This window comes from Dyella sp. SYSU CM1112 (assembly GCF_058216415.1).
In genome coordinates, this window is sequence record NZ_JBZEGI010000006.1 from 1 (window position 1) to 20,960 (window position 20,960).

Annotated in this window: 15 protein-coding genes; 9 read left to right on the forward strand and 6 right to left on the reverse strand. The window is 59.7% G+C overall.

What is annotated here, in order from left to right:
- Window positions 1-224: 224 nt before the first annotated feature.
- Window positions 225-1,169 carry a transposase gene (locus tag AC4HNJ_RS10140; protein WP_490479450.1) on the reverse strand — a complete coding sequence of 315 codons (945 nt, stop codon included), beginning with the start codon at window positions 1,167-1,169 and terminating at the stop codon, window positions 225-227.
- Window positions 1,170-2,068: 899 nt separating this feature from the next.
- Between AC4HNJ_RS10140 and AC4HNJ_RS10145 the strand changes: the two genes are divergently transcribed.
- The 3 genes from AC4HNJ_RS10145 to AC4HNJ_RS10155 all read left to right on the forward strand — a co-directional run bounded on the left by AC4HNJ_RS10145 (window position 2,069) and on the right by AC4HNJ_RS10155 (window position 4,818).
- Window positions 2,069-2,194 (forward strand): hypothetical protein, encoded by a 126-nt coding sequence (locus AC4HNJ_RS10145; RefSeq protein ID WP_490479451.1) that lies wholly within the window; start codon window positions 2,069-2,071, stop codon window positions 2,192-2,194.
- Window positions 2,195-2,262: 68 nt separating this feature from the next.
- Window positions 2,263-3,003, forward strand: coding sequence for a lasso peptide biosynthesis B2 protein (locus tag AC4HNJ_RS10150; protein ID WP_490479452.1), 741 nt, complete (start codon window positions 2,263-2,265; stop codon window positions 3,001-3,003).
- A 3-nt stretch (window positions 3,004-3,006) separates the two neighbouring features.
- The gene (locus AC4HNJ_RS10155; protein WP_490479453.1) at window positions 3,007-4,818 is read left to right on the forward strand and encodes an asparagine synthase-related protein; all 1,812 of its coding nucleotides are present in this window, start codon (window positions 3,007-3,009) and stop codon (window positions 4,816-4,818) included.
- Window positions 4,819-4,861: 43 nt separating this feature from the next.
- Here AC4HNJ_RS10155 and AC4HNJ_RS10160 read toward each other — a convergent pair whose 3' ends face one another.
- From AC4HNJ_RS10160 to AC4HNJ_RS10170, 3 genes are read right to left on the reverse strand one after another with little or no spacing between them, the layout of a single operon-like run.
- Window positions 4,862-5,779 carry a transposase gene (locus tag AC4HNJ_RS10160; protein ID WP_490479454.1) on the reverse strand — a complete coding sequence of 306 codons (918 nt, stop codon included), beginning with the start codon at window positions 5,777-5,779 and terminating at the stop codon, window positions 4,862-4,864.
- Between the two features lie 24 nt (window positions 5,780-5,803).
- Window positions 5,804-7,627 (reverse strand): ATP-binding cassette domain-containing protein, encoded by a 1,824-nt coding sequence (locus AC4HNJ_RS10165; RefSeq protein WP_490479455.1) that lies wholly within the window; start codon window positions 7,625-7,627, stop codon window positions 5,804-5,806.
- Entirely contained in the window at window positions 7,608-8,690 is a 1,083-nt protein-coding gene (locus AC4HNJ_RS10170) for a transposase (protein WP_490479456.1), read from the reverse strand. The genes AC4HNJ_RS10165 and AC4HNJ_RS10170 overlap by 20 nt, the downstream gene beginning before the upstream one ends.
- A 1,118-nt stretch (window positions 8,691-9,808) precedes the next feature.
- Here AC4HNJ_RS10170 and AC4HNJ_RS10175 point away from each other — a divergent pair.
- Together AC4HNJ_RS10175 and AC4HNJ_RS10180 are read left to right on the forward strand one after the other, a co-directional pair.
- Window positions 9,809-10,195, forward strand: a complete 387-nt coding sequence (locus AC4HNJ_RS10175) for a lasso peptide biosynthesis B2 protein (protein ID WP_490479695.1) — start codon at window positions 9,809-9,811, stop codon at window positions 10,193-10,195.
- 5 nt (window positions 10,196-10,200) lie between these two features.
- Window positions 10,201-12,066: an asparagine synthase-related protein gene (locus tag AC4HNJ_RS10180; RefSeq protein WP_490479457.1), complete on the forward strand. Its 1,866-nt coding sequence runs from the start codon at window positions 10,201-10,203 to the stop codon at window positions 12,064-12,066.
- A gap of 8 nt (window positions 12,067-12,074) precedes the next feature.
- Here AC4HNJ_RS10180 and AC4HNJ_RS10185 read toward each other — a convergent pair whose 3' ends face one another.
- Window positions 12,075-14,510, reverse strand: coding sequence for an alpha/beta hydrolase family protein (locus AC4HNJ_RS10185; RefSeq protein ID WP_490479458.1), 2,436 nt, complete (start codon window positions 14,508-14,510; stop codon window positions 12,075-12,077).
- A gap of 16 nt (window positions 14,511-14,526) precedes the next feature.
- A complete protein-coding gene (locus AC4HNJ_RS10190) occupies window positions 14,527-17,214 on the reverse strand; it encodes a TonB-dependent receptor domain-containing protein (protein ID WP_490479459.1) in 2,688 nt (895 codons plus the stop codon).
- A 335-nt stretch (window positions 17,215-17,549) separates the two neighbouring features.
- Here AC4HNJ_RS10190 and AC4HNJ_RS10195 point away from each other — a divergent pair, with 335 nt between their 5' ends.
- From AC4HNJ_RS10195 to AC4HNJ_RS10210, 4 genes are all read left to right on the forward strand, one after another.
- Window positions 17,550-18,155: an RNA polymerase sigma factor gene (locus AC4HNJ_RS10195; protein ID WP_490479460.1), complete on the forward strand. Its 606-nt coding sequence runs from the start codon at window positions 17,550-17,552 to the stop codon at window positions 18,153-18,155.
- Complete coding sequence (locus AC4HNJ_RS10200) at window positions 18,152-19,147, forward strand: FecR family protein (protein ID WP_490479461.1); 996 nt, start codon at window positions 18,152-18,154, stop codon at window positions 19,145-19,147. The genes AC4HNJ_RS10195 and AC4HNJ_RS10200 overlap by 4 nt, the downstream gene beginning before the upstream one ends.
- A 197-nt stretch (window positions 19,148-19,344) precedes the next feature.
- Complete coding sequence (locus AC4HNJ_RS10205; protein ID WP_490479462.1) at window positions 19,345-19,890, forward strand: RNA polymerase sigma factor; 546 nt, start codon at window positions 19,345-19,347, stop codon at window positions 19,888-19,890.
- Between the two features lie 5 nt (window positions 19,891-19,895).
- Window positions 19,896-20,882, forward strand: coding sequence for a FecR family protein (locus AC4HNJ_RS10210; RefSeq protein WP_490479463.1), 987 nt, complete (start codon window positions 19,896-19,898; stop codon window positions 20,880-20,882).
- Window positions 20,883-20,960: the final 78 nt, after the last annotated feature.

Genomic DNA, 20,960 nt, shown 5'->3' on the forward strand with positions numbered 1-20,960 from the left:
GGTGATCGTTAGCCAGCCGACCGGGCAACGCCTGGTGTGGCCGGAGACCAGGGGCGAAGGAGCACCCTTTTGATAACGCTTGAATCCGCGCCGCTCGCCCGAGCATTCTTCGAATTACTGCACGCCTCGGAGACTTCGACGCCATATACGCTCGGTGTCAGGCCGAGGGGCCACGCTACAGATCTTGAAGCTCGCTCGCGACAAAGTCGTTCGCCGACGATCCGTCATGACGACGGCTCGCCCGGACCAGTAGACGTGGGTCCAATCTTCCAATCGATAAACAGTTCTGGACACGAAAGTCGGTATCGCTCCATAGCTGTCCAGAGTGTCGAAGGATCACGATTCAGGCGCGCGGCGACCTCGGTCAACGTGGCGATGCCGTTTTGCGTCGCTTTCCAGGTGATGAGTGCTCTTGCCAAGACATCCTCCCGCCGCCGCGAGCGGGAAAGTACAAACCGAAGCGATACTCCCTGCTTTCGGACGACACACGCGATGATGTCGTCCAGCACCACCCGCGGTTGTGCCGTCAGAGTATGTCCGACCACTTCCGTGATGAAGCCATCATCTCCGACCGCGCGTGGTTCGTCCTTGCGGCCATGTTCGAATAGGCACGCTATTTCTGGATCATCTTCCCGCGAAGTCCAATCGCGATACGTGCCTGTCCGCGAGCCGCGCACGTGGGCGAGCATTTCCATGGCGACGTGGGTGGTGAGCCATGGAATTCTCTCCTCGCGCAGATAGCCCCGGTCTCCGCTCCACATGTAGTCGCCGGATGACGCAACGAGGCCGGCGCGAACGGGTGCTCGGTGGATGTAGCGAACTAGATGCAACAGATAGTGCGAACGCTGCACGAGCAACGCGCGGTGATGGTGTTCGAACAGGTGGCCGGTTCGTTGCTGTTTGCCGTGCAGATACCTCGCATACTGGCCGGTCATGTGCTGCACGAAACGGCCGATGCGCACGTCTGTGATCTCTACGGCCATGAGGGCTCTGTTTTCTAACCAACAGAACGCGTGCAAGCGACAGCGATTGCGCCGTAAAGACGTCGCCACACAGGAGCCGAACTCGTCGTAATCGTCAACATCGTTGAAGATCGCGTCCCCGCCATTGCCCTTCAACTCGATGTAGTAGAGTCCGTGTGGAACATGCACCCTTGCTGGACGCGCCATCGCCCTTGTTCCCCCTTGTTTCCTTACATCCTGTGGCGGCTATACCCCCTCCTCCGCTCCGTTTCTGATGCCTACGTCTCTTTTTTGGCACCTGACCGTCTCCTTAGCTCGGCCGTATCGAACGCAGACCAAGCCTAAGACTCATTCTTGGTGGCTGGATGGTGAACATGAGCAATCCCGACTCGCCCTGGCCTACCATGACAATCAACCTCCCTGCATCCGTGACCGCGCAGCGCGACAGCGGACACCGACGAGGTTTCTCCCTGATCTGTGCGGATACGCGAAAACAGCTGGCCAATACGGTCTTCCTTATCAGACCGCCGCCGACTCCCAAGTGATCCGCTTGCACATTACCGGCTTCACTTCGACCAATCAGGCTGGTGTCGCTGGCTTCTATCGAGCTTCAGTCGATGCCATGCAACAGGCCAAAGCGAACAGTGCATACGCGGATGAGCGAGTTCTAGGGGGCATCAACTGACAGACTCCGACGGCAGTTGTCTTTGTGATCGCTACTCCGCTGCGTGCGATCACCGCGATTCCGATGAAGGCCAACGATCGCGGAAGAAAAAGCTCTTGTGCGATTACTCTGTGGTGATCGGATTCCACAGCGCATCTGATGGTCGATGCATGATTCCATGCTTTCCATGCTCGGACACCAAGCGTCGAGCGCTAAAGTCCTGGCTTCTTTCCAATACTACAGGGTAAGACACCACACGCTCGTGGACGCCGGAAAGGCAGGCGTGGCGTGCTCTGCGGGCGATTCCGGTGATGACGAGAAACTCCAACGAATGGCATGTATTGACACGCGGTCACTTGCGTTAGTAGATGCGCTCGCCAAGCGATCGCGACGCTGGCATCCAACCCACCAAGTAACACGTTGCAAGACTGGAGGTAACGCTATGAACGCGAACTGTGAAGAACTGCTGGTGTTGGGCACCGTGTCCGAGGACACCCAGGGCAGCGTGACATCGAACCCCAGCGATGGAGGTACCCTTTTTAAGGCCCAGGGCGTAACGGCCGCCTAATTGATCCGTTTGAAGCCAGAACGGGTGTGCGGCCCAGCCGCACACCCCCTGCGATCGAGGTGCTTCCCGTGGCGCGCAATTTTCTAGTCGAGCACGCCTACGTCTGCGTAACGGACGGCCACGCTGTCATCCTTGACCTCCGCCGCGACAGCTATTTTGCCGTTTCAAAGACGCAGACGCGAGCGTTGGTAGGACTCATCGAGGGGTGGCCTCGACTACCCGGATCCCATTCCGCGGCCACCGCAGATGAGCAAGATGTTAGCGAATCGGCGCTGCAAGCGCTCCGCAGAAAAGGGTTACTTGCCACCCAGCCATCGTCCGGCAAGAGTGCCGCGCCTGTTCGAGTTGCTCGCCCGCAGACGGCACTACTTGGCACCTCGCTGCTTCATACCCTTCTGGATGGGCCCGCCGTTCGACCACCGCAAGTTCGAATTGTGGATCTGGCGGCATTTCTGTTGGCGTATGGGCGTGCTTCCCATTTCTTAACTCACAGGCGACTACCTCAGTTCATAGAACACGTGCGCAAACGTCACGCGCTTACGATCGAGGAGCCGAAGGTAGACCTCCTTCGAAAGCACGTTCATAGATTCCGATTAATCCGCCCGTTCGTCTATACCTCTTCGAATCGTTGCCTTTTTGACTCATTGGTGCTGGTCGAATACCTCGCGTGCTATGACATCTACCCCTTGTGGGTCTTCGGCGTCACAGCACGTCCGTTCGCAGCTCATTCCTGGGTTCAGCACGGCAACCTCGTGCTGAACGACACACCAGAGCACGTTGGCCAGTTCACGCCAATCATGGTGGCATGATCGATGTTCCGATTTATCGCATTCGCCTGGGATGGCACTGATCAGGAGCAGGCGGCGACGGCTCGCCGACTATCTCGTCAGATGTTCTATCAATACGGCCCCCAGAGTCACGCGCTGACATGTGACGGGCTTGCCGTTCATTGGACGGATACTCGAGAGAGATCCAGCGAGCACTACCTGCTTGACAACGATCAAGGTGTCATTCTCGGAAAGCTCTTTAAGAGACATGCAGACGAACAGTACCGCGCGCCGGCGCGCAGACTCGATTCAGAGGCAAGTCAGGGCATCCTCGCTAACGGCGGACGCGGCATCATCACCAATTACTGGGGTCGTTACGTCGCATTCCTGAGAGACCATCGTTCGGTGCGCGTGATCCGGGATCCGACAAGCTCGCTGCCGTGCTTCCTCACGATCATCGCCGGGGTTGATGTGTATTTCTCCTATATCCGTGACTGCATGCACCTCGGTGCCAGATTCACCGTGAATTGGGACTATGTCCGCGTACAGTTAGCAGCAAATGTAAATGAGAGGCTGAATGGGACCGGACTTAATGAAGTGGTCCCCGTACACGGAGGCGAGTGCGTGGCCCGAGGACCTCTCGGACTCACGCGCCAGTTTTACTGGAACCCTTTTGAGGTTGCGCAAAGGGAAATATACGACGACCCCGCGCAGGCAGCCGCTGACCTTCGCCAAACCGTACAGAGGTGTATCCACGCTTGGGCGTCGTGTTATGACGGGATCGCGCACCGTCTCTCCGGTGGGATTGATTCTTCGATCGTAGCGATGTGTCTGGCAAGCGCACCGACACATCCGCGCGTAATGTGCCTCACCCACTTTTCCCCCGGCCCCGATTCGGACGAACGCGAGTATGCTCGCCTTGTTGCTAAGCAAGCGGGGTACGAACTCGCCGAGCATGCCCGTGACGTAGAGACGAATCTTGAGCGAATCAGAGAGCTTGTCCCTCATCCCCACCCGCTTCACTTACGATATTCGAGCGACTACGGTCGTTATGAGTCGTGCTTCGCGCGACAGCAGCAGACTGCGGCAATATGGTCTGGGGAATGGGGGGATACGCTATTTCACTCCGAGCCCACCCACATGCTCGCCGCGATCGATTGTGCCCAGCAAAACGGCATAGGGGGCCCGCTGTTCCGCGCGTCACTGGACACGGCACGTATCGAGGGTCTCTCGGTCTGGCGTGTACTCAGGCATGCCATCGCTCACAAGTCGCGGGCACCTGCGGGAGTCGATCCACGGCAACAGCTGGCTATCGGATACGGGTGTCTACCCAGGGACGCCGCGCTGGAGACAGCTGACGACGACCGATTCGTACATCCCTGGTTCCGGGTAGATATGGGCACCCCACCTGGCAAGGCGTGGCACATCTACTCCTCCACGCTTGTTGATCTTCAGCCCTTTTACGACCCACTGGGGCAAGAGGACGATCCGGAACAGTTCGCGCCCTTGAACTCACAACCGATCGTCGAGTTGTGCCTGCGAATCCCCACCTTCATTCTTATTGAGGGCGGCTGGGATCGAGCTATTGCGCGCCGCGCTTTCCTAAAGGACCTTCCCCTGCAGATCGCGACCCGACGCACGAAAGGGGGCGTCGAGGAGTACCAAAAAGCAACCTTTATGCGTAACGCTGCTTTCGCGCGCGCCTATCTCCTCGATGGACAGCTTACTTCGCGTGGTCTGTTGGATCGCTCCGCCCTCGAAGAGGTGCTGTCAGGTGAACCCACACGGATTCGCACCCCTGTGGGACTTCTCTATTGGTATTTGTGCACCGAAGCTTGGCTCTCGCGGTGGAACTAGACTTAAAGCGGGGTCATGGCGGTTGCTAACCGGCAGGCTATGATCACTCTTCGCGCTCCGCGCTCTCGCGCTGGGGATCGTCGATCAGTTGCGCTAATGGTATTTGGAAAAGGCGCGGTCGCAGGGCACGATGGCGGCGCATCGCCGCATGCAGCGTCGAGGGGCTGCGGTCCAGCCGCCGGGCCACGGCCGCCAGCGAAAAACCACCGCCCTGCGTGGCATGCCAGGTAATCAGGGCTCGGGCCAAAGGCAGGGCTGGTCGGCCGGACGATTGCAGATCCCGTGGCACCAGACCCAGGCGCCGGCACACGGCGTCAATGATCTGCTCAAGCGTGGGGCGTCCCGACTCCACCTGCCGCAGCCAGCGGCAGAACGCGGCCTGGGGCGTCCCGTAACCGCCCGAACGCGCTTCGGCAATACCCAGAGTCACACCCTGCGCGATGAAGCGGCGGTAACCCTCCGTTCCGGCGAATCCCCGCTGTGCCAATTGCGTATAGACGAGCAGGGTGGTCAGCCAGCGTGTCTCGCATAAGCCGAGGTAGGCGCGATGGCTGCTCCCCGCGTACTCGCATGGATCCGCGACCTTCCCGGCCATCACCGGCGCCAGATGGATGTACCGGACCAGTTCTGGCAGATATTCGGTTCGTTTGAGCAGGATGGCCCGGTAGGCTCGGCCGAAGTGATGTCCTGGCCGGCCGTAACGACGGCTAACGGCGCGCGAGTAGGGACCGACCGTCTGTTGCACAATCCGTCCGATCGGTGTCTCGTGCACCTGAACCACCAGATGCGCCTGCTGCTCCAGCCAGGCGTAAGCATGTAACCGGGCGCGATAGCGTTCGAGTGCCCGGGTGAGAATCGCCTCGAAGAGCGGCCGATCGGACGGCTCCGGAAACAACGGACGCCGCACGTTCGTCGTCAGCATTACACCGTAGATACTCCCCTTCACATGGGAATGTCGCATCTGCGTCACTGCAGCGGCGAGGGCCTATCGTGGGGGCACACGCTCAAATAGAGCGATGTCCGCATGGTGCTGTCGGCGCCATAGGCGGGCGTAGAGGCCACCGGATGCCAGGAGCGCCGCATGTGTGCCGCGCTCGGCGATGCTTCCCTGCTGCAGCACGATGATCTCCTCGGCGTGGGCCACGGACGACAGTCGGTGCGAGACCACCACGGTCGTATGCTGCTGCGCGATCTGGCGCAGATTGCGCACGATGTGCTGCTCGGTCATCACATCCAGGGAGGACGTCGCCTCGTCGAACCAGAACAGTCGGGGCCGCCGCAGAATCGCGCGGGCGATCGACACGCGCTGGCGTTCGCCACCGGATAGCCGGACGCCGCGCTCGCCCACGCGTGTCTCATAGCCTTCCGGCTGGCGCATGATGAAGGCGTGCAACTGCGCTAGGTGGGCCGCCCGTTCCATTTCCGCGCGCGTGCAGTCGGGCTTGCCCAGGCGGATGTTGTTGGCGATCGTGTCGTTGAGCAACACGGTTTCCTGCGGGACCACCGCGATCGCACCACGCAGCGCCGGCAGCGCCAAGTCGCAAACGGGACAGCCATCGAGCAGGATCTTGCCGGCATCGGGCTCGACCAACCGGACCGCGAGGCGCAGCAAGGTGGACTTCCCGGTACCACTGGCGCCCACGATTCCCAGGGTCTGACCGGCGCGCACGCGGAAGCTGATGTCCTTGAGCACCGGCTGTCCCACGCAGTAACTGAGACACACGCGCTCGAACACGAGTTCGCCACACCGATCGGCCACCGGTGTGGCCTTGCCTTCCTGCGATTCCGGCGTCTGCCGCCCCAAATCCAGCATGCGCTCGACAAAGGCCAGTCCACGCGCAAGCTGCTGCAAGGCCACGCCCAACATCTCCACCGGCCGCACGAGTTGCAGCAGGTAGGCGCTGACCATCACGAAATCCCCCAGCGTCATCGCCCCGGACCGTACTTGCCGGCACGCGTATGCGACGGTGAGCCCAAGAAATCCTGCGAAGATCGTCCCGACCAGCAAGCCGTTGTACAAGCGGCGGGCGTAATAGATGCGCCAGTGCGATTCGCCATGCGCGAGCACAGCATCGAGCTGTTTCCCGGCCATCGACTCGGCGCCGAAATACTTGACCAATTCGAGGTTGGCCACGTAGTCGAGCATCACGCCGCGGGCATCCGTCTGCGCCGCTGCGGCGGCGCGCGCAGGACCGGCGATGCGTACGACGCCCCAGGCGAACACCGCCGCATAACCGATCAACGCCAGCACGAACAGACCCGTAAACACCGGTTGGCCCAAATGCAGTAGCACCGTCACGACGGTAGCCAGTTCCAACAGCACCGGCAGGATCGTGTAGAGCGTGTATTGCAAGATGTACTCAATGCCCTGCAGCCCTGTCGTGAGCGCTTCGCTTACCGCACCGACCTTCGTTTGCAGATGAAACCGCATCGGCAGGCGGATGACGTGGGCGAACAGCCGCTCGCTCAGGCTGCGATACATGCGCCGCTGGGCGCTGCCGAACACGAATTCGCGCAACTGAGAAGCGATCCGCGTCAGCCATGTAGCGAGGGCGTAGATCCCCACCAGTGCGAATAGTGGCAGCCGTACATCGTGGGCGGAGGGGGTGAGGCCGTCGACGACGCCCCTCAGTACGACTGGTGCCAAGCCATTGAGTACGGCGGCCACACCCACCAGAACAAGGGCGAGACCCAGCCGGCGCTTGGCGTATGGGTCCATCTCCCATAGCAGCCGCACTGTTTCGCGCAATGCCTGCCCGGCGGTAGCATCTCCTCCCCCGCCAATAGGGTCACCGCGTGGCTCGACCACGGGAAGCGCTCCGAACCAAAGATTTCACGCTGGTGGTCGGACGACGGTGTTCGACTGTCGTCGGGCCGGCGGAAGGCCGTCCCCGAGGCGGCGGGACGCAGTAGTTGTTCTTCAACCGTGATTCGTTGCGATGACGCGCGCCCTCAATGGTCGCCGTATTCAACTGCTCCAACATGCGTCTGAATAACTCCGGGCGGGCGGGTTCATAGCGCGCGATCGCGTGGTACAGCACGGATCGTCGGCGTCCGAGCGCACGCTCCACTTCGGCAAGCGGCGCGATGCCTGCGCGTATCGCGTAGCGCGTGACCAGGGCACGAGCGACCGTCAGAAGCGGCGCCCGAGCGCGCGAGAGCAGCGCTGTGCGACTGATGCCCACCACCTGTGTGACAGCCTCGATCGTATCGTCCAAGGTCACACACTGAAGTGGTACCGACCACGAAGCGCAGCCGGCGAGCCACTGCCTGGCCGTGGCATTGCTGCCGAACGGCGAGCGCAGTCTCTCTGGCACGATCGCGTCGCCGTCGTCGGCTTCGGTGAAACGGCGGTACATCTCGCGCTGCTCGGAGCGCATGCTCGTCAGCATCCGAAGCACCATTCCGGTGCGCAATCCGTTCATCCGGCGACCGCTCGCATAAGCGCGATGACTGCTCCAGGGATACGTCGCCCAGTCTTGCGTCAGTCCCCACTCGCGAGGACAGCGATGGATGCTGCGTACGAGCGCAGGCAGCCATTCGCGCCGCCGCAGAACCACGGCACGATAGCGCTCTCGAAAAAGATGGCCCGACTCGCCCCGCTGACGATGCACATATCGGGACTGCCCGGTCGCGATCCGCTGGATGCATCGGGCCAAGGGCACATCCGTGATGGCGATCGCTAGCCTGACTTGCTGCGGGCAACAGCAGAACGCGTGGACATACGAACGACAGCGCTGTGCGCTTCTTCCGATGAGATGAAGCAAATGCCGGAACTCGGCATCGTTGGCGAAGATGGCCTGTCCCGTCTCGGCCTGAAGAACGACAAAATTGATGCTCTGAGGAATATGTACGCGACCCATTCGCGACATCTCAGATCTCCTTTCCCTCCAACTTTCCCACGTCACTCCACTGTAGCGCGAGCCCTTGTTTTGATCGTTGACGATGTGTCCGGCACGATCCTGAATGCTTTGCCCGACACGCCGCAACCCCTATGCAAGTACACAATACGCGAGTCGTAACGCCGAACCAACGGCAGCTTCGCATCTTTGATGCGCATCATGCGAATGTCTCAAGTCTGTCACCCGCACATCGCTGTTCCCATCAGCCAAAAGCGATAATAACGCGGTGCGTTGACCATAATGCTCGCCAGACCGTTCGCGCTCTCCTGCCACGTCTACGCACACGCTCGGCTTGCGTGACATAAATCGAACTGAGATGACACAGACGTGTGCTCGGAAGCACATGTTTCGCGCATTTTCCCAGCATCCGCACCCTTGACGACGCACATGTGCCGCCGCACGGTATCAACCCTCACCGGTGAGAGTATCCGTTAAATCCACAGCAGAAGGAGTTCATTATGGAACGCGACGAAGACCTGAAGCTCGTTGACCTCGGCGATGCCGCCATCGAAACGAGAGATGTCGGTACCGGAGGCGACGACAATCCAATCGAGCGCGGGCTGGAAGCACTCTAAGAAGGCCCGGTGAGCTGTCCGAGATGCGCGGCGGAAGCCGCGCATCTCGGCGGCAATAAGGTTACGGAGTCGCTAACCATATACCAGGTAGTGCGAAAAGCAGCACTCGTGGTCGAATCGTTCCGGTCCGAAGTCATAACCGCACAAAGAAGTAGTGCGTTGATCAATCCAGAGAACCACTCTCATAGATACTGGCTCCCGGAGCATGTGGTTGCCTGCACCAGGCTTGAGGGAGCCGTTCTGCTGGACTTGAAGAAGAACCGCTATTACGGGCTGGGTCATGTAGAGTCGATAGCGCTGTCTACATTCGTTGCCAATTGGCCAGTTACCGCTGACAGGCCGATGTTCCATGATCATCGAACGGCAGGCGAGGCTATCAGCAGGTATATCGCTGCGCTCTTAAAGTCTGGGCTACTTTGTGCGACTGAACCCTTGCGGCGTTTGCCTGAAGTCCAGGTCGCCACACCATTGTCTTCGATAGGCGAAGAGACCTTCCGCAGAGACCGCACGAGCATGGCACAGGTCGCCACCTTTTTTCGGGCCTATTGGTGGGCACGAAGCCACGTGCGTCGTTGTTCGTTGGACGAGATATCCCGCGAAGTAACGATGATGCGCCCTTCACGCGAACGTCCTGCTCCCATGCCAAGAGATAGTGACTTGGTGCCTTTAGTCTCCACGTTCCGAATCCTTCGGCCGCTTGCAATGACAGCGAATGGAGAATGCCTGACTCATTCGCTCGCGCTACTCAAATTCTTGGCTCGCTACGGCGTGTTTCCCACCTGGATCATTGGCGTGAGACTTCGTCCCTGGAGGGCGCATAGTTGGGTACAGATGCAAGAGCGTGTACTCGATTCAACGCCCGAAAAGGTTTGCGACTTTACCCCGATTCTGGCGGTGTGAAGGGCATGTTTCGCTATCTCGCACTCGTTTGGGAGGCCCGGAACCAGGCGCAGATCGCCACTGTCCGGGCGCTATCCGGTCGAATCGCCACGACGTCTAAAGGTTGGCAGCCGGTACATGAATCTGATGGAGTCGCTGTATTTTGTGCTGATGCGTGCCACGGCTCACTGGATGTGTATTCACTCGGACGCGAAAGTGGTGTTGTCCTTGGCACTGTGTTTAAACGGTGCATCGACGCCGACGGAGATACACCCGCGCCTCAAGCGAGTTTCGATGAAGCTGAGTCTCGATGCATCGTGGAAACGCAAGGCCGGCGACTGATAGAGGCTTATTGGGGAAATTACGTCGCCTTCCTGATGGATAGAGCACGCAGCCGAATATGGATTGTCAAGGACCCAACGGGGTCGCTACCTTGCATGCGCATAGAACATCGCGGCGTACATGTCATCTTCTCATGCATCGAGGATTGCCTAGCCTTCAACCTCGTGCGTTTCACGGTCAACTGGCTTTACGTTACCGACTACGTTATTGGTGGCTGGACAAATGGCGAGAGCCGATCGTTAAACGAGCTTGACCGGATCGCGCGCGGCGAATGCATTGGAATCGATTCGATATCGAACAGGGTGGCCCGTCGGCAGCTCTATTGGAAGCCGTCCGCATTTGCGCGAACACCTCAACTCCTAGAGGACACGCAACTTGCTGCAAAATTTCTCCGACGTACCGTGTGGCATTGTGTCCGCTCGTGGGCTGCCTGTTACCAGAGCATCCTAGTGCGATTATCGGGCGGCCTGGACTCGTCCATTGTCGTAGGCTGCCTCGGTGGGGAGCGGTCCATCAGGAATGGCGGGGTGACCTGTTTGACCTACTACGGGAGCAACGCGAGCGCCGACCCCCGTCGCTGGGCACGATTGGCGGCGCGCCACGCCAGAGCGGAACTCGTCGAGGTTGCGGTGGACGCTGGGCATGTCGGGCTGGAACCGTTGCTCGACGCCGCGCCGACGCCTGCACCAGCGGCGCTCATCTCGTACTATCTGTCGTCCAGAATTGAACGCGAAGTGGTGCGTAGTCGCGCAGTCGCCGCAATATTCACTGGCGAGGGGGGTGACTCGGGCTTCGGGAGCTTATCGATTGGCAGAGCCATAGATGAATTGATCCAAAGCCATGGAATCGATGCCCGCACGATTAAACTGGCCGCACAAATTGCCGCTATCCGAGATAAGACAACCCTGCGCGTATTCGTTGACGCCCTGCGAAGACACGTCTTCGGGACCCATCTCCGGGACAACGCGCGATTGTTCGAAAAGCTTGGTCAAATGGCGTCCCGTAAAGCCCGACGAACAGCCCTTGCTTATGACCACTATCCTCATCCTTGGTTTCAGGACGAAGTCGGTGTGCCCTGGGGGCTTATATATAGGCTGGGGATGCTGCTGACTGAACCCGAGTTCTATGACCCATTTTCCGCGTCGGACGAATGCCAAGTCAATCTCGTGCATCCGCTGTATTCACAACCCGCAGTGGAGCTTTGTCTACGCATTCCCCTTTATGTGCACTTTCTGGGTGGACGCGATCGCGGGCTGGCGCGTGACGCGTTCACGGCGGAAGTTCCGAAGGAAATCCTGCAGCGCCAATGGAAGGACCGTGGCGCGAATGTGAATGAGGAACTCGTGGCACGGAACCTACCTTTCCTCCGCACTTTGCTGTTAGATGGCACACTCGTCCGGGAGGGCATTCTGGATCGCCCTGCGATCGAACGCGCGCTCTCCAATACGCCGACAAAAGCCGCCGCGGATTTGCCGGTGATTCTGCACTACCTAGACATCGAATTATGGGCTCACAAATGGGCTAACTGCGCATCAAGCGCGGCGGCATGACCAGCGTATCAGCAGGACTTGACACCCGCGCAATGCTTCGGCTCTGCGGTCCACTGAAGGTACGGCGGTGCAGGGCGCTTTGCATCCTCCTCTCTCAAAACGCGTAACCTGTCCCATGCAGCATATTGCTGCCGCTTCAATGGGCTCGGATCGCGCTCGTCCTTCAGCCAGTAGAGCCACCAATCCATCGTACGCCCCTGCAGCGCCAATAGCTGAGCGGGATTTTGTGGATTATGACTACCGCGCTCGATATTCGGGATAACGTAAAGTTCGACAGGCTTCTTCAAGTGTCTCAGACGGCTAAACATCTCCCATTGCATCGCCAGCGGTGCCTCCTTTCCTGCAAACGAGTCCGTCACCATCAGGAGTAACGGAGTACGAATGTGCTCGACGTTGAAGGTCGGTGCGTGCTCAAGCCAGTCCTTTAAGCCTGCCCCGAAGGGTTCCTTGCCATTACGGTGCTCTGCATTTGCCCAGCCCATCATGGCGGCCTCGAAGTACCCCGAATCAATGTTGTCATCCGCGATCGCGGCTGCGAACGGGAATCCCGAAAAGGCTAAGGCGTATTCGACGTGCCAGCCGTTACGGCTATAGCCCACGATACCGACGTCGTCGCGATCGATTAGCCCAATAGAGTAAAGATACTCAATGGCAGACGTGTATCCTCGCATCCGCGCGTCCGCCTCTGATGAGGGGTACTCCGCGGGCGGAGTTCCGATCTCCAGGACGACAATGCCCTGGTTTGCCAGTGGCTGTGCTAAATATACAGGCCCACCGGGACCGAGAGTAGCGCCTGGCGTGCCTCGTCCGTACAGCGAAAAGTCTTCGTGTCGATCCCCACTGGCAGTTTGAATGACCAGGGGATACCGATGATTGGGTTGATAGTCCACGGGCAGAAAGAGCCGTCCCTCTCGGGTATACCCCAGATCATCCTTCCACTGGATGAACTTTACTTTCCCTAAAGAGAACTTCGTTTTGAGATCAGGGTTGGGATCGAACACCATCTCTTTCTGACCGGTGAGAGTGTCTGTCGCATAAAGCGCAGGAGGGGTGTTCGCATCTTGGCGAAGGTCCACTCGAATGCGTGCATCAAGGCGAACCAGGCGTTTCCCGGCTATCTGCACCCATTGTCCCGCGTGCTTCTGAAGCGTCAGGCGCTTGATATGTTCATCGTCGAGGTCAATCTCGATGGTGTTGGCGTCGGTCCACAACACCCGCTCGATCCTTTTCGCGTCTGCGCCAGGAATTGGTAGTTTCAGGTACTTACCTGTCGAAACATTGATCTGTGCGACGGCATTACCCGCCAGCCCATTCTTGTCTCGCGAGCCGAGTGGCAGATACACGGGCCACGCGATGATCGAACGACTGTCTGGGGACCAACTGACCGCCGTGCTGAACGGCAGAGGCGCATCAAACAGTGGACGCGCGGCTGCTTTGTCGATCGAAACAAGAAAGAACTCTTGGATCGGTGACGGTGCATTAGCGCTACTCTTATGCTCTGAACTCTGGACATACCGTCTCAACAGATCTCCCTCATAACGGCTCCATGTCTGTGGGATCGTCCGCACTGCCCCAGAGACGACTGCCATGCTGCCATCAGGTGATACGACTGGTCGCGCAAGCCAAGGGCGCGAGTAGTAGTTGATGCCTCGATCTGTTGCACTGACTTTTCTGGCGTGGGGGGGTGTCGAGGCGCCGCGCTGCACGAACCACTCACGAGCTCCCCATGCGATTTCCTGTGCAGTCTCGCCGTCTACCGCGCCGATCAATACCGAGTAAGCGTCTTGGTTGGTGACGGCGAACCCAGTGCGCCACATTTGATTGGATTTAGCCAGCGAGTATTTGCGCTTCGTCTCGTAGATCAGCGTGTTTCGTGGGCCTGCAGCAAACCACGTCACATCATTGTTCGATGCCGTCAGAAATCCCCATTTCTTGGTATTGATGTTCGCGCAAGCCACTTGATGCACGCCTCTGTTATCTTCCCAAAGAAAGGCGACGCGCTGGTTATCGATCCATACCGGGAAGTTTCTCATAGGGAGCAGAAGATCGGGCCCTGCCCCATTTCCGAGAATCGTAGCGCCCAGCCCGCGCGTAAATAGCCGAGCCACGGTGTACGGCCTAGCTGCCTTCAGCGAATCCAGGCCGCCTGCAATAATCTCAGCTTCGACGCCATCGCGCGCAATGTCGCCTCGTATCAGCATTGCCGCGTAGTGCCGACCATCGGGAGACAGGGCGATACTGGTGGCATGTTGGTCTGAAACCATGAATCGGGTTGTTTGAATGGCGTCACGCACGGTGAGTAGGCGCTTGTCCGCCGCCATTGCGACACTCGTGATACCACAGGCGAGAAATGCCATGATGATTAGCATGTATACGTAATGATGTCTGAAGTGCGGACGTGCAAGGCGAAGCGCTCCGCGCTCGCTGGGGAATGTTGTTCCCATGAGATATCCTCGGTACTCAGAAGTGCTTCGTGATTGAGAAACTTACGACACGACCCAGAGCGGAGTAGTTTGTCGAGTCGTAGTTGACGTAAAAGGGTTGGATGGGCGCGAGGAACGGCGGGCGCCGATTGAACATATTCGTCAAGGACAGGTTAAAGCCGAAGCCATCGAGGAGATTCGGCGTTGCCGCATAGTCGAATACCAAATCAACCGTCGTCATGGAGGCGCCGAGTGGGCTGGGCGTCAGCAGCGTATTACGCACGCCGCCTAGATAGTTGACGATCGAGGAGACGCTGAAATTTGATCGCGACCAACTCGCTCCGAATTGACCTTTGAACTTCGGCGGGAACGACACCACTCCCGTGGTATCTTCGATATCGGACACCCCAACAAGTTGCCGTTCGCCTTTGGTGATTAAACTTGCTCGGGTGTTGACGTTCCACATGCCCCCAAGCCCCGGCGTGGAATATTCTATGTCAAGGTCGATGCCACGAACGTGCTGCGATTGAGCATTTAAGTACCGGTCGTCGATGACCGCGATAACGCTTTTCGGGTCATACGCGGCACCTGTAGTGTTGGTGAAGATGGCTGACTTTAGAATGGTGGCCTGCTGACTTGTAGTGGGGTTGTGTGCAACAAAGTTGGCGTAGGCGGGATCGTTTAGCGCTTGAACGAGCTGGACGAACGTGTTGAATGGATTAACTACGCGCTCGCGGTAGTCGATATCGAACGCCCCTAGATCGATGGTGGCGCCCGGGAGGAATGAGGGTCGAATTACCAGACCTGCAGTTGCAACGTTCGCGCGCTCGGGGCCGAGGTTCGGGTTTCCGCCGGAAGTCATCAATACGGTGGCGCTACTCGGAACACCGGAGACTCCGACCGCGGAGGCAGTAAAGAGCGTCGCGCTTTGAGCCTGATATAGTTGAGTGAGTGTCGGCGCCTTGAAGCTTTTTCCCCAACTTGCCCTGATATCGACACTAGGCGTAACGGTCCAGAGTATCCCGAGTTTTGGCGTGGTAGTGCCTCCGAAGCTGTTGTAGTCGTCGTAGCGAAGTGCGCCGTTAAGAGAGAGGCTATGGACGAAAGGTATGTCTTGGCTTTCGCCGATGAGCGGGAAATAGAGCTCATCGTAGGCATAGCGGACGGCCTGCGATCCTTCGATCGAGGGAGTCTGCTCGATAAGGTCGAACTGATCGTAATCGGATTTGCGCCAGCCTCCGCCAAGCGACATCCGCGCGTCGCCACCGGGGAGCGCAAATAGAGGGCCCTCAAATTCGACGTCGGCGGATTGCGTTCGATTGCCGTACCTTGTACGTGCTACGGATGTCTGATCCCCCGTGGTGAGTGAATAGTTGAGACTTTGTGCGTCCGCGTCATCTTCCCCACTGAATGCGTCCACTCGTGCCGACCAGTCATGCGGCAACGTAATCCGCAGCGATGGGGAGATTCCATAGATTCTGCCGTCCACATCGTAGTCGGATAGTGCTGATGACGAACTCAGGGCGGCAGTATCCGTCGATCGCTTCGTCAAGAAGGCATCCAGCGTCAGCTCAGACCAGGGGCTGAGGTCTTGATGCCCACTTATGAGTACGCCGTTCTGCGACGTTTTGGGATAGATTGTCAACAGATCCGAATGCGCGATGTAGCCTAGATAGTCGCGTTGGCTTGCGAGTACGTTGCCGTTGTCCGTGGTCTCTGCGGCGACCAGGAGTCCGCCTGTCGCCCAAGTGTTGCCTGCGACTAGCGAGACTTGCGTCTGGTCATAGCCGCCGTCGGTCGCGCCGCCGGTTCGTGCCGTAATTTCCGCGCCGTTGTAATCGCGCTTTAAAATAATGTTGGCTACGCCGCCTACCGCGTCCGAACCGTAGATGGCGCTGGCTCCGTCCAGCAGCACGTCCATGCGATCGATCGCAGCGATAGGGATCACCGCGACATCGGTGGCTTGGGTAAAACCGTCGTAGGGTAGTCGTGCGCCGTCGAGCAAAGTCAAGGTCGCATCTGGCCCGAGTCCCCTGAGGTTTAAGCTGGAGCCGCCTGTGATGTTCTGGTTGGCGATATCTCCGCCGGCGCCCGTGAGTACGCCGGGGTTCTGCCCACCGCTGAAGTTCTGTGGTATCGATCGGATTACGTCGCCGAGATTGTTGTCACCTGCCAATCGCATATCGTCCTGAGTGATCGTCCGCACCGGTGAGGATGGCTGTTCGCCCCTGATTCGCGTGCCTGTGACAACAACGCTCGTCAAGTTAATGGGCTCCTTTTGCGGTGCGGATTTCACCCGAGAAGTCGGACCTTTATTGTTGGGTGGCGACGGCACGGGCGCCGCTCGCAGCACGAAAGTCGTTGTATTCAGTTCGTCAAAAGTCAGTCCTGTGCCTGTAAGCAGAATGCGTAGCGCGTCGGCGGGTGTGTGCGTGCCGGACAGGCTGTGCGTCGTCTTGCCTTTTACGAGGCCCGGCGAATAGGAAATCGTCAGTTTGCTTTGCACGGCCAGATGATTGAGGGCCTGATCCAAAGGGCCTGCTGGCAGGTTCAAACTCAGCATCTGTGTGCTGGTCTGTGCTGAGGTGATGGTTGGTTGGGTAAGAGCGAACAGGGCACCGAACACGGCGCTCGCCAGGAGCGTTTTCGGATAGGTTCGTTCGCGGCGAGTAATCTTCTGAGTTCCGGTCTGACAGGCGTGGTGTACGGTTTCGTTGGTGTGCATGGGCTCCCCTCCCGTGGCATGAGACCGCGCAATCTTCTTTGTTCGTTGGATAAGCGCGGTTGTCACTCCGTGTTACGCAATGGAGGGATGAAACCCGAACCTGCCGTTTTAAAAAAGCGACATTAATTTCTGCGGCGCGTAAATCATCGCCAAACTGTCCTGATACGCGCGCACGTGCCCAATACCGAACGTTTTTTCGTCGATGGCTATTAAGTGCCGAGAAACGGCATGTTTAGGGTGAGATAACATCGATATTGGCGGATAACATGTAATATGACTGAAGCGATACACGCGAATACAGGCGGTGCTTATTTTCTTCGGGCGGCTAACAGTTCATGGATAATCGGCGTGACGTTGCTTTGCATGATGCGCCCCCAAAACCGGCGGTTGCCGCCGCAGTCGAGGAGGGCAGTCGCCTCGATGCGTACGATGCTTTCTTTCGTGCGCAGTACGATGCTCTAGTGGGCTTTCTGCGGCGGCGCAGCCGCACGAACGAGGATGCCGAGGATGCCGCGCAGGAGAGCTTCACACGCTTAACGCGCTATCGCGACACTTATCCGCCGTCAGCATGGAAAGCCATGCTGTATCGCATCGCTATCAACGTGGTGAACGATCAGTCGCGCAGGGCGCGCACGCACTGCGTGCAACAGCACATTTCGCTGGATGATGTAAACATTGAATCCGATCAGCCGAGCGCCGAAGAGGCCGCCGCCGCCGCACAGCAGCGCGTGTTGTTGCGAGAGGCGATCTTGGCGCTGCCACCCAAGTGCCGGCAGGTCTATCTGCTGACGCGTCTGCGCGGTATGACCAGCAGTCAAGTGGCCACGCATTGCGGGATTTCGGTGCGGATGGTTGAGAAGCACCTGGCCAATGCGCTCGCACACATTCGCCGAAGGTTCGGGGCGGCCTCGCCGGGCACGTATCAGGAAGATGAGGCATGAGTCACCCCGAGGTCCCCGAGATGGAAATCCAAGCCGAGCGCTGGTTCGTGCGGCTCCGGGAGCCGGACTGCACGGACGAAGAACGGGCAGCCTGCGCACGCTGGCGTGCGGCCGATCCGACGCACGAGGCCGCGTTCCGGGAGGCGCAGAGCATCTGGCAGCTCAGCGCGGAGCTGGGAGACGATCCATTCATCGCCGCTGCGCTGCGCGTAGCCGTGCGCGACAAGGCACCATGGTGGGTACCACGGTGGGGGCATCTCTGGCGCTGGGCCATACCCCTCGTGGGCGGCGCCGCGGCCTTGGTGTTCCTGACGTTCCGCATGCTGCCGGGTCCCGCTGCACCTGCGATGCATTACCAGACCCAGGTGGGGGAGCGGCGGCGTATCGCGCTGCCGGACGGGACGGCGATCGTGCTCGACACCCACACCGATCTGGTGGCCCGCTTCACCGGAAGTCGGCGGCTCATCGACCTGTCGCGGGGCAGGGCTCAATTCCAAGTGGCGCACGATCGGCAATGGCCGTTCGTCGTGCGCGCTGCCGGCGGTACGGTGACCGCCACGGGGACGGAGTTCGATGTGCAGGTGGAGGGGGCCATGGCCACCGTGACGCTGCTGAAAGGCTCTGTCGTCGTCCAGGGGGCCACCGGCGCCACGCAGCCCATCCTGTCACCCGGGCAGCGGCTGCGCTTTGACCGCACCGGGCGCGAATGGTCGCTCAGTCCGGTGGACCTCGCGGCGGCGAGCGCGTGGACCCAGGGCAGCCTTCAGGTGAGCGACTGGCCGCTGGCGCGGCTGGTTGCGGAAATGAATCGCTATTCGACCACGCCGGTGCGTTTAGCAGACCCGGCGCTGGCGGGCATCCGGATCAGCGGCACCTTTCGCACCGGCGACCAGGACGGACTGATCTTGGTTCTCGAACACGGCTGGCCGGTGCGCGCCACGCGCCAGAACGGCGAAATCGTGCTCTCACGCGCGCCACTCGCGCGGCATTAGCCGCAGCGCAAGCCTAAGCGAGACCGGTAGCGGCGGATTCGGCACGCCAAAGGGGGGGGAGCGAAGCCCCGTCGTCGCCCTTAACCCCGATTCTCTCTGGGGGAAATTCCGGCGTCGGTCGTTTATAACGATAAGCGGTTGCTCCGCCCCTCGCCGATGGGCGAGCGGCGGGCGCACAGGCAGTTCGAGAGGGCGCGGTGGGAAATAAGCACGGGGTGGCGGACGTTTCGGCCGTCATCGAGGTAGCGGGCCAGTCGGAGGCGGACGCGCTCGTGGGGCGCTACCGCGAGCCGCTCAGACGTTTCTTTGAACGTCGCTTGCGCAGCCGTGCAGACGCGGAGGATCTGGCCCAGGACGTGCTGGTGCGGTTGGCCCGCCAGCGCCAGCTCATTCCCCAAACCCGTCCAGCCTACATCTTCCTGACCGCACGGAGCGTGCTGCTCGATCAGCTGCGCCGGGACCGCATACGCATGCGAGGCGATCAGCCCCAGGAGGACGAGGCGTTGAGGGAAGCACCGTCCGCCGAGCGGGTTTGCGACGCTCGGGAACGGGTACAGCGGGTCTCGCAACTCATGGAACGGCTGACGCCACGTGCGAGACAGGTATTCACCATGCAGCGGATCGATGGACTGACCTATACGGAGATTGCCCAAGCCCTCGGCATCACGATGAGCACGGTGGAAAAGCACATGGCCGCCGCGCTGCGATTCCTCGTGCAACACCTTGATGAGATCGAAGGATGACGGCCATGCGTCAGGAACCGACCGATACGGTCAACGAAGAGGCCATTGCCTGGTTTGTGCGTACCCACTCGGATCAGCGCACACTCGGTGACGAAGATCGTTTCGCGCAGTGGCTGAAGCAAGATGTGCGTCATGCCGAGGCGTACGCCCGCGTTGAAAAAGCGTGGCGTGCGGCCGGCCCGGACATCACCGCACGCCCCTTGGTCAGCGAGCGACAAGAGGGCAAAAACAAGCGGCTCTGGACGCGATGGCGCACGAGCCTGGCCGCCGCGCTCGTGCTCTTGACCATGAGTGCCTACCTGGTCAGCGATATTGGCGGCATCCGTGCTGGCACATTCACGACATCGTCGGGGCAGCTGAGGACGCTGAGACTGGCCGACGGATCAGTCATCACCTTGAATACGCGTTCAGAAGTAACGGTGAAGCTGGCCTCGCATCTGCGCTTGGTCCGCTTGACCCGCGGCGAGGCCCGCTTTCAGGTCGCCAAAGATGCCACGCGCCCCTTCATCGTCGATGCGGACTCTGCTCAAGTACGTGCAGTGGGCACCGTATTCGACGTCCGGGTCTCACCGCAGCACATCGCTGTCACCCTCGTCGAGGGAAAAGTCCAGATCACCTCCGCACCCTTACTCGGCGCAGTGCCTGCGCCAACGCTACTCACCGCGGGGGAACGATTTTCCCTGGATACCGTCGGCGGCGAGCATCGTATCGAGACGGTGAATCTCGCTCGCGCCAGCGCCTGGATCAATCGACAGCTCATTTTCGATGCCACGCCGCTCGCGGTTGCGGTCGACGAGGCGAATCGATACCTGCCCGCACCGATCGCCATCGATGATCCCTCTGTGCGGAACATCCGCGTGAGCGGCGTCGTTCGAGCCGGCAACGTGGCGAGCTTCGTTGCGACGCTGGAATCGTCTTTTCCGGTACGGGCGGTCACGCATGCCGACGGGAGCTTGGGACTGGTGCGCCGGGCGGACGACGGAACGCGGTAGCGACGACAAGACTATTTTCGATTTCCTCTGGGGGTGTTTTGCATCGCGTGCGTTCTTCCTTCTCGACAGAACCACAAG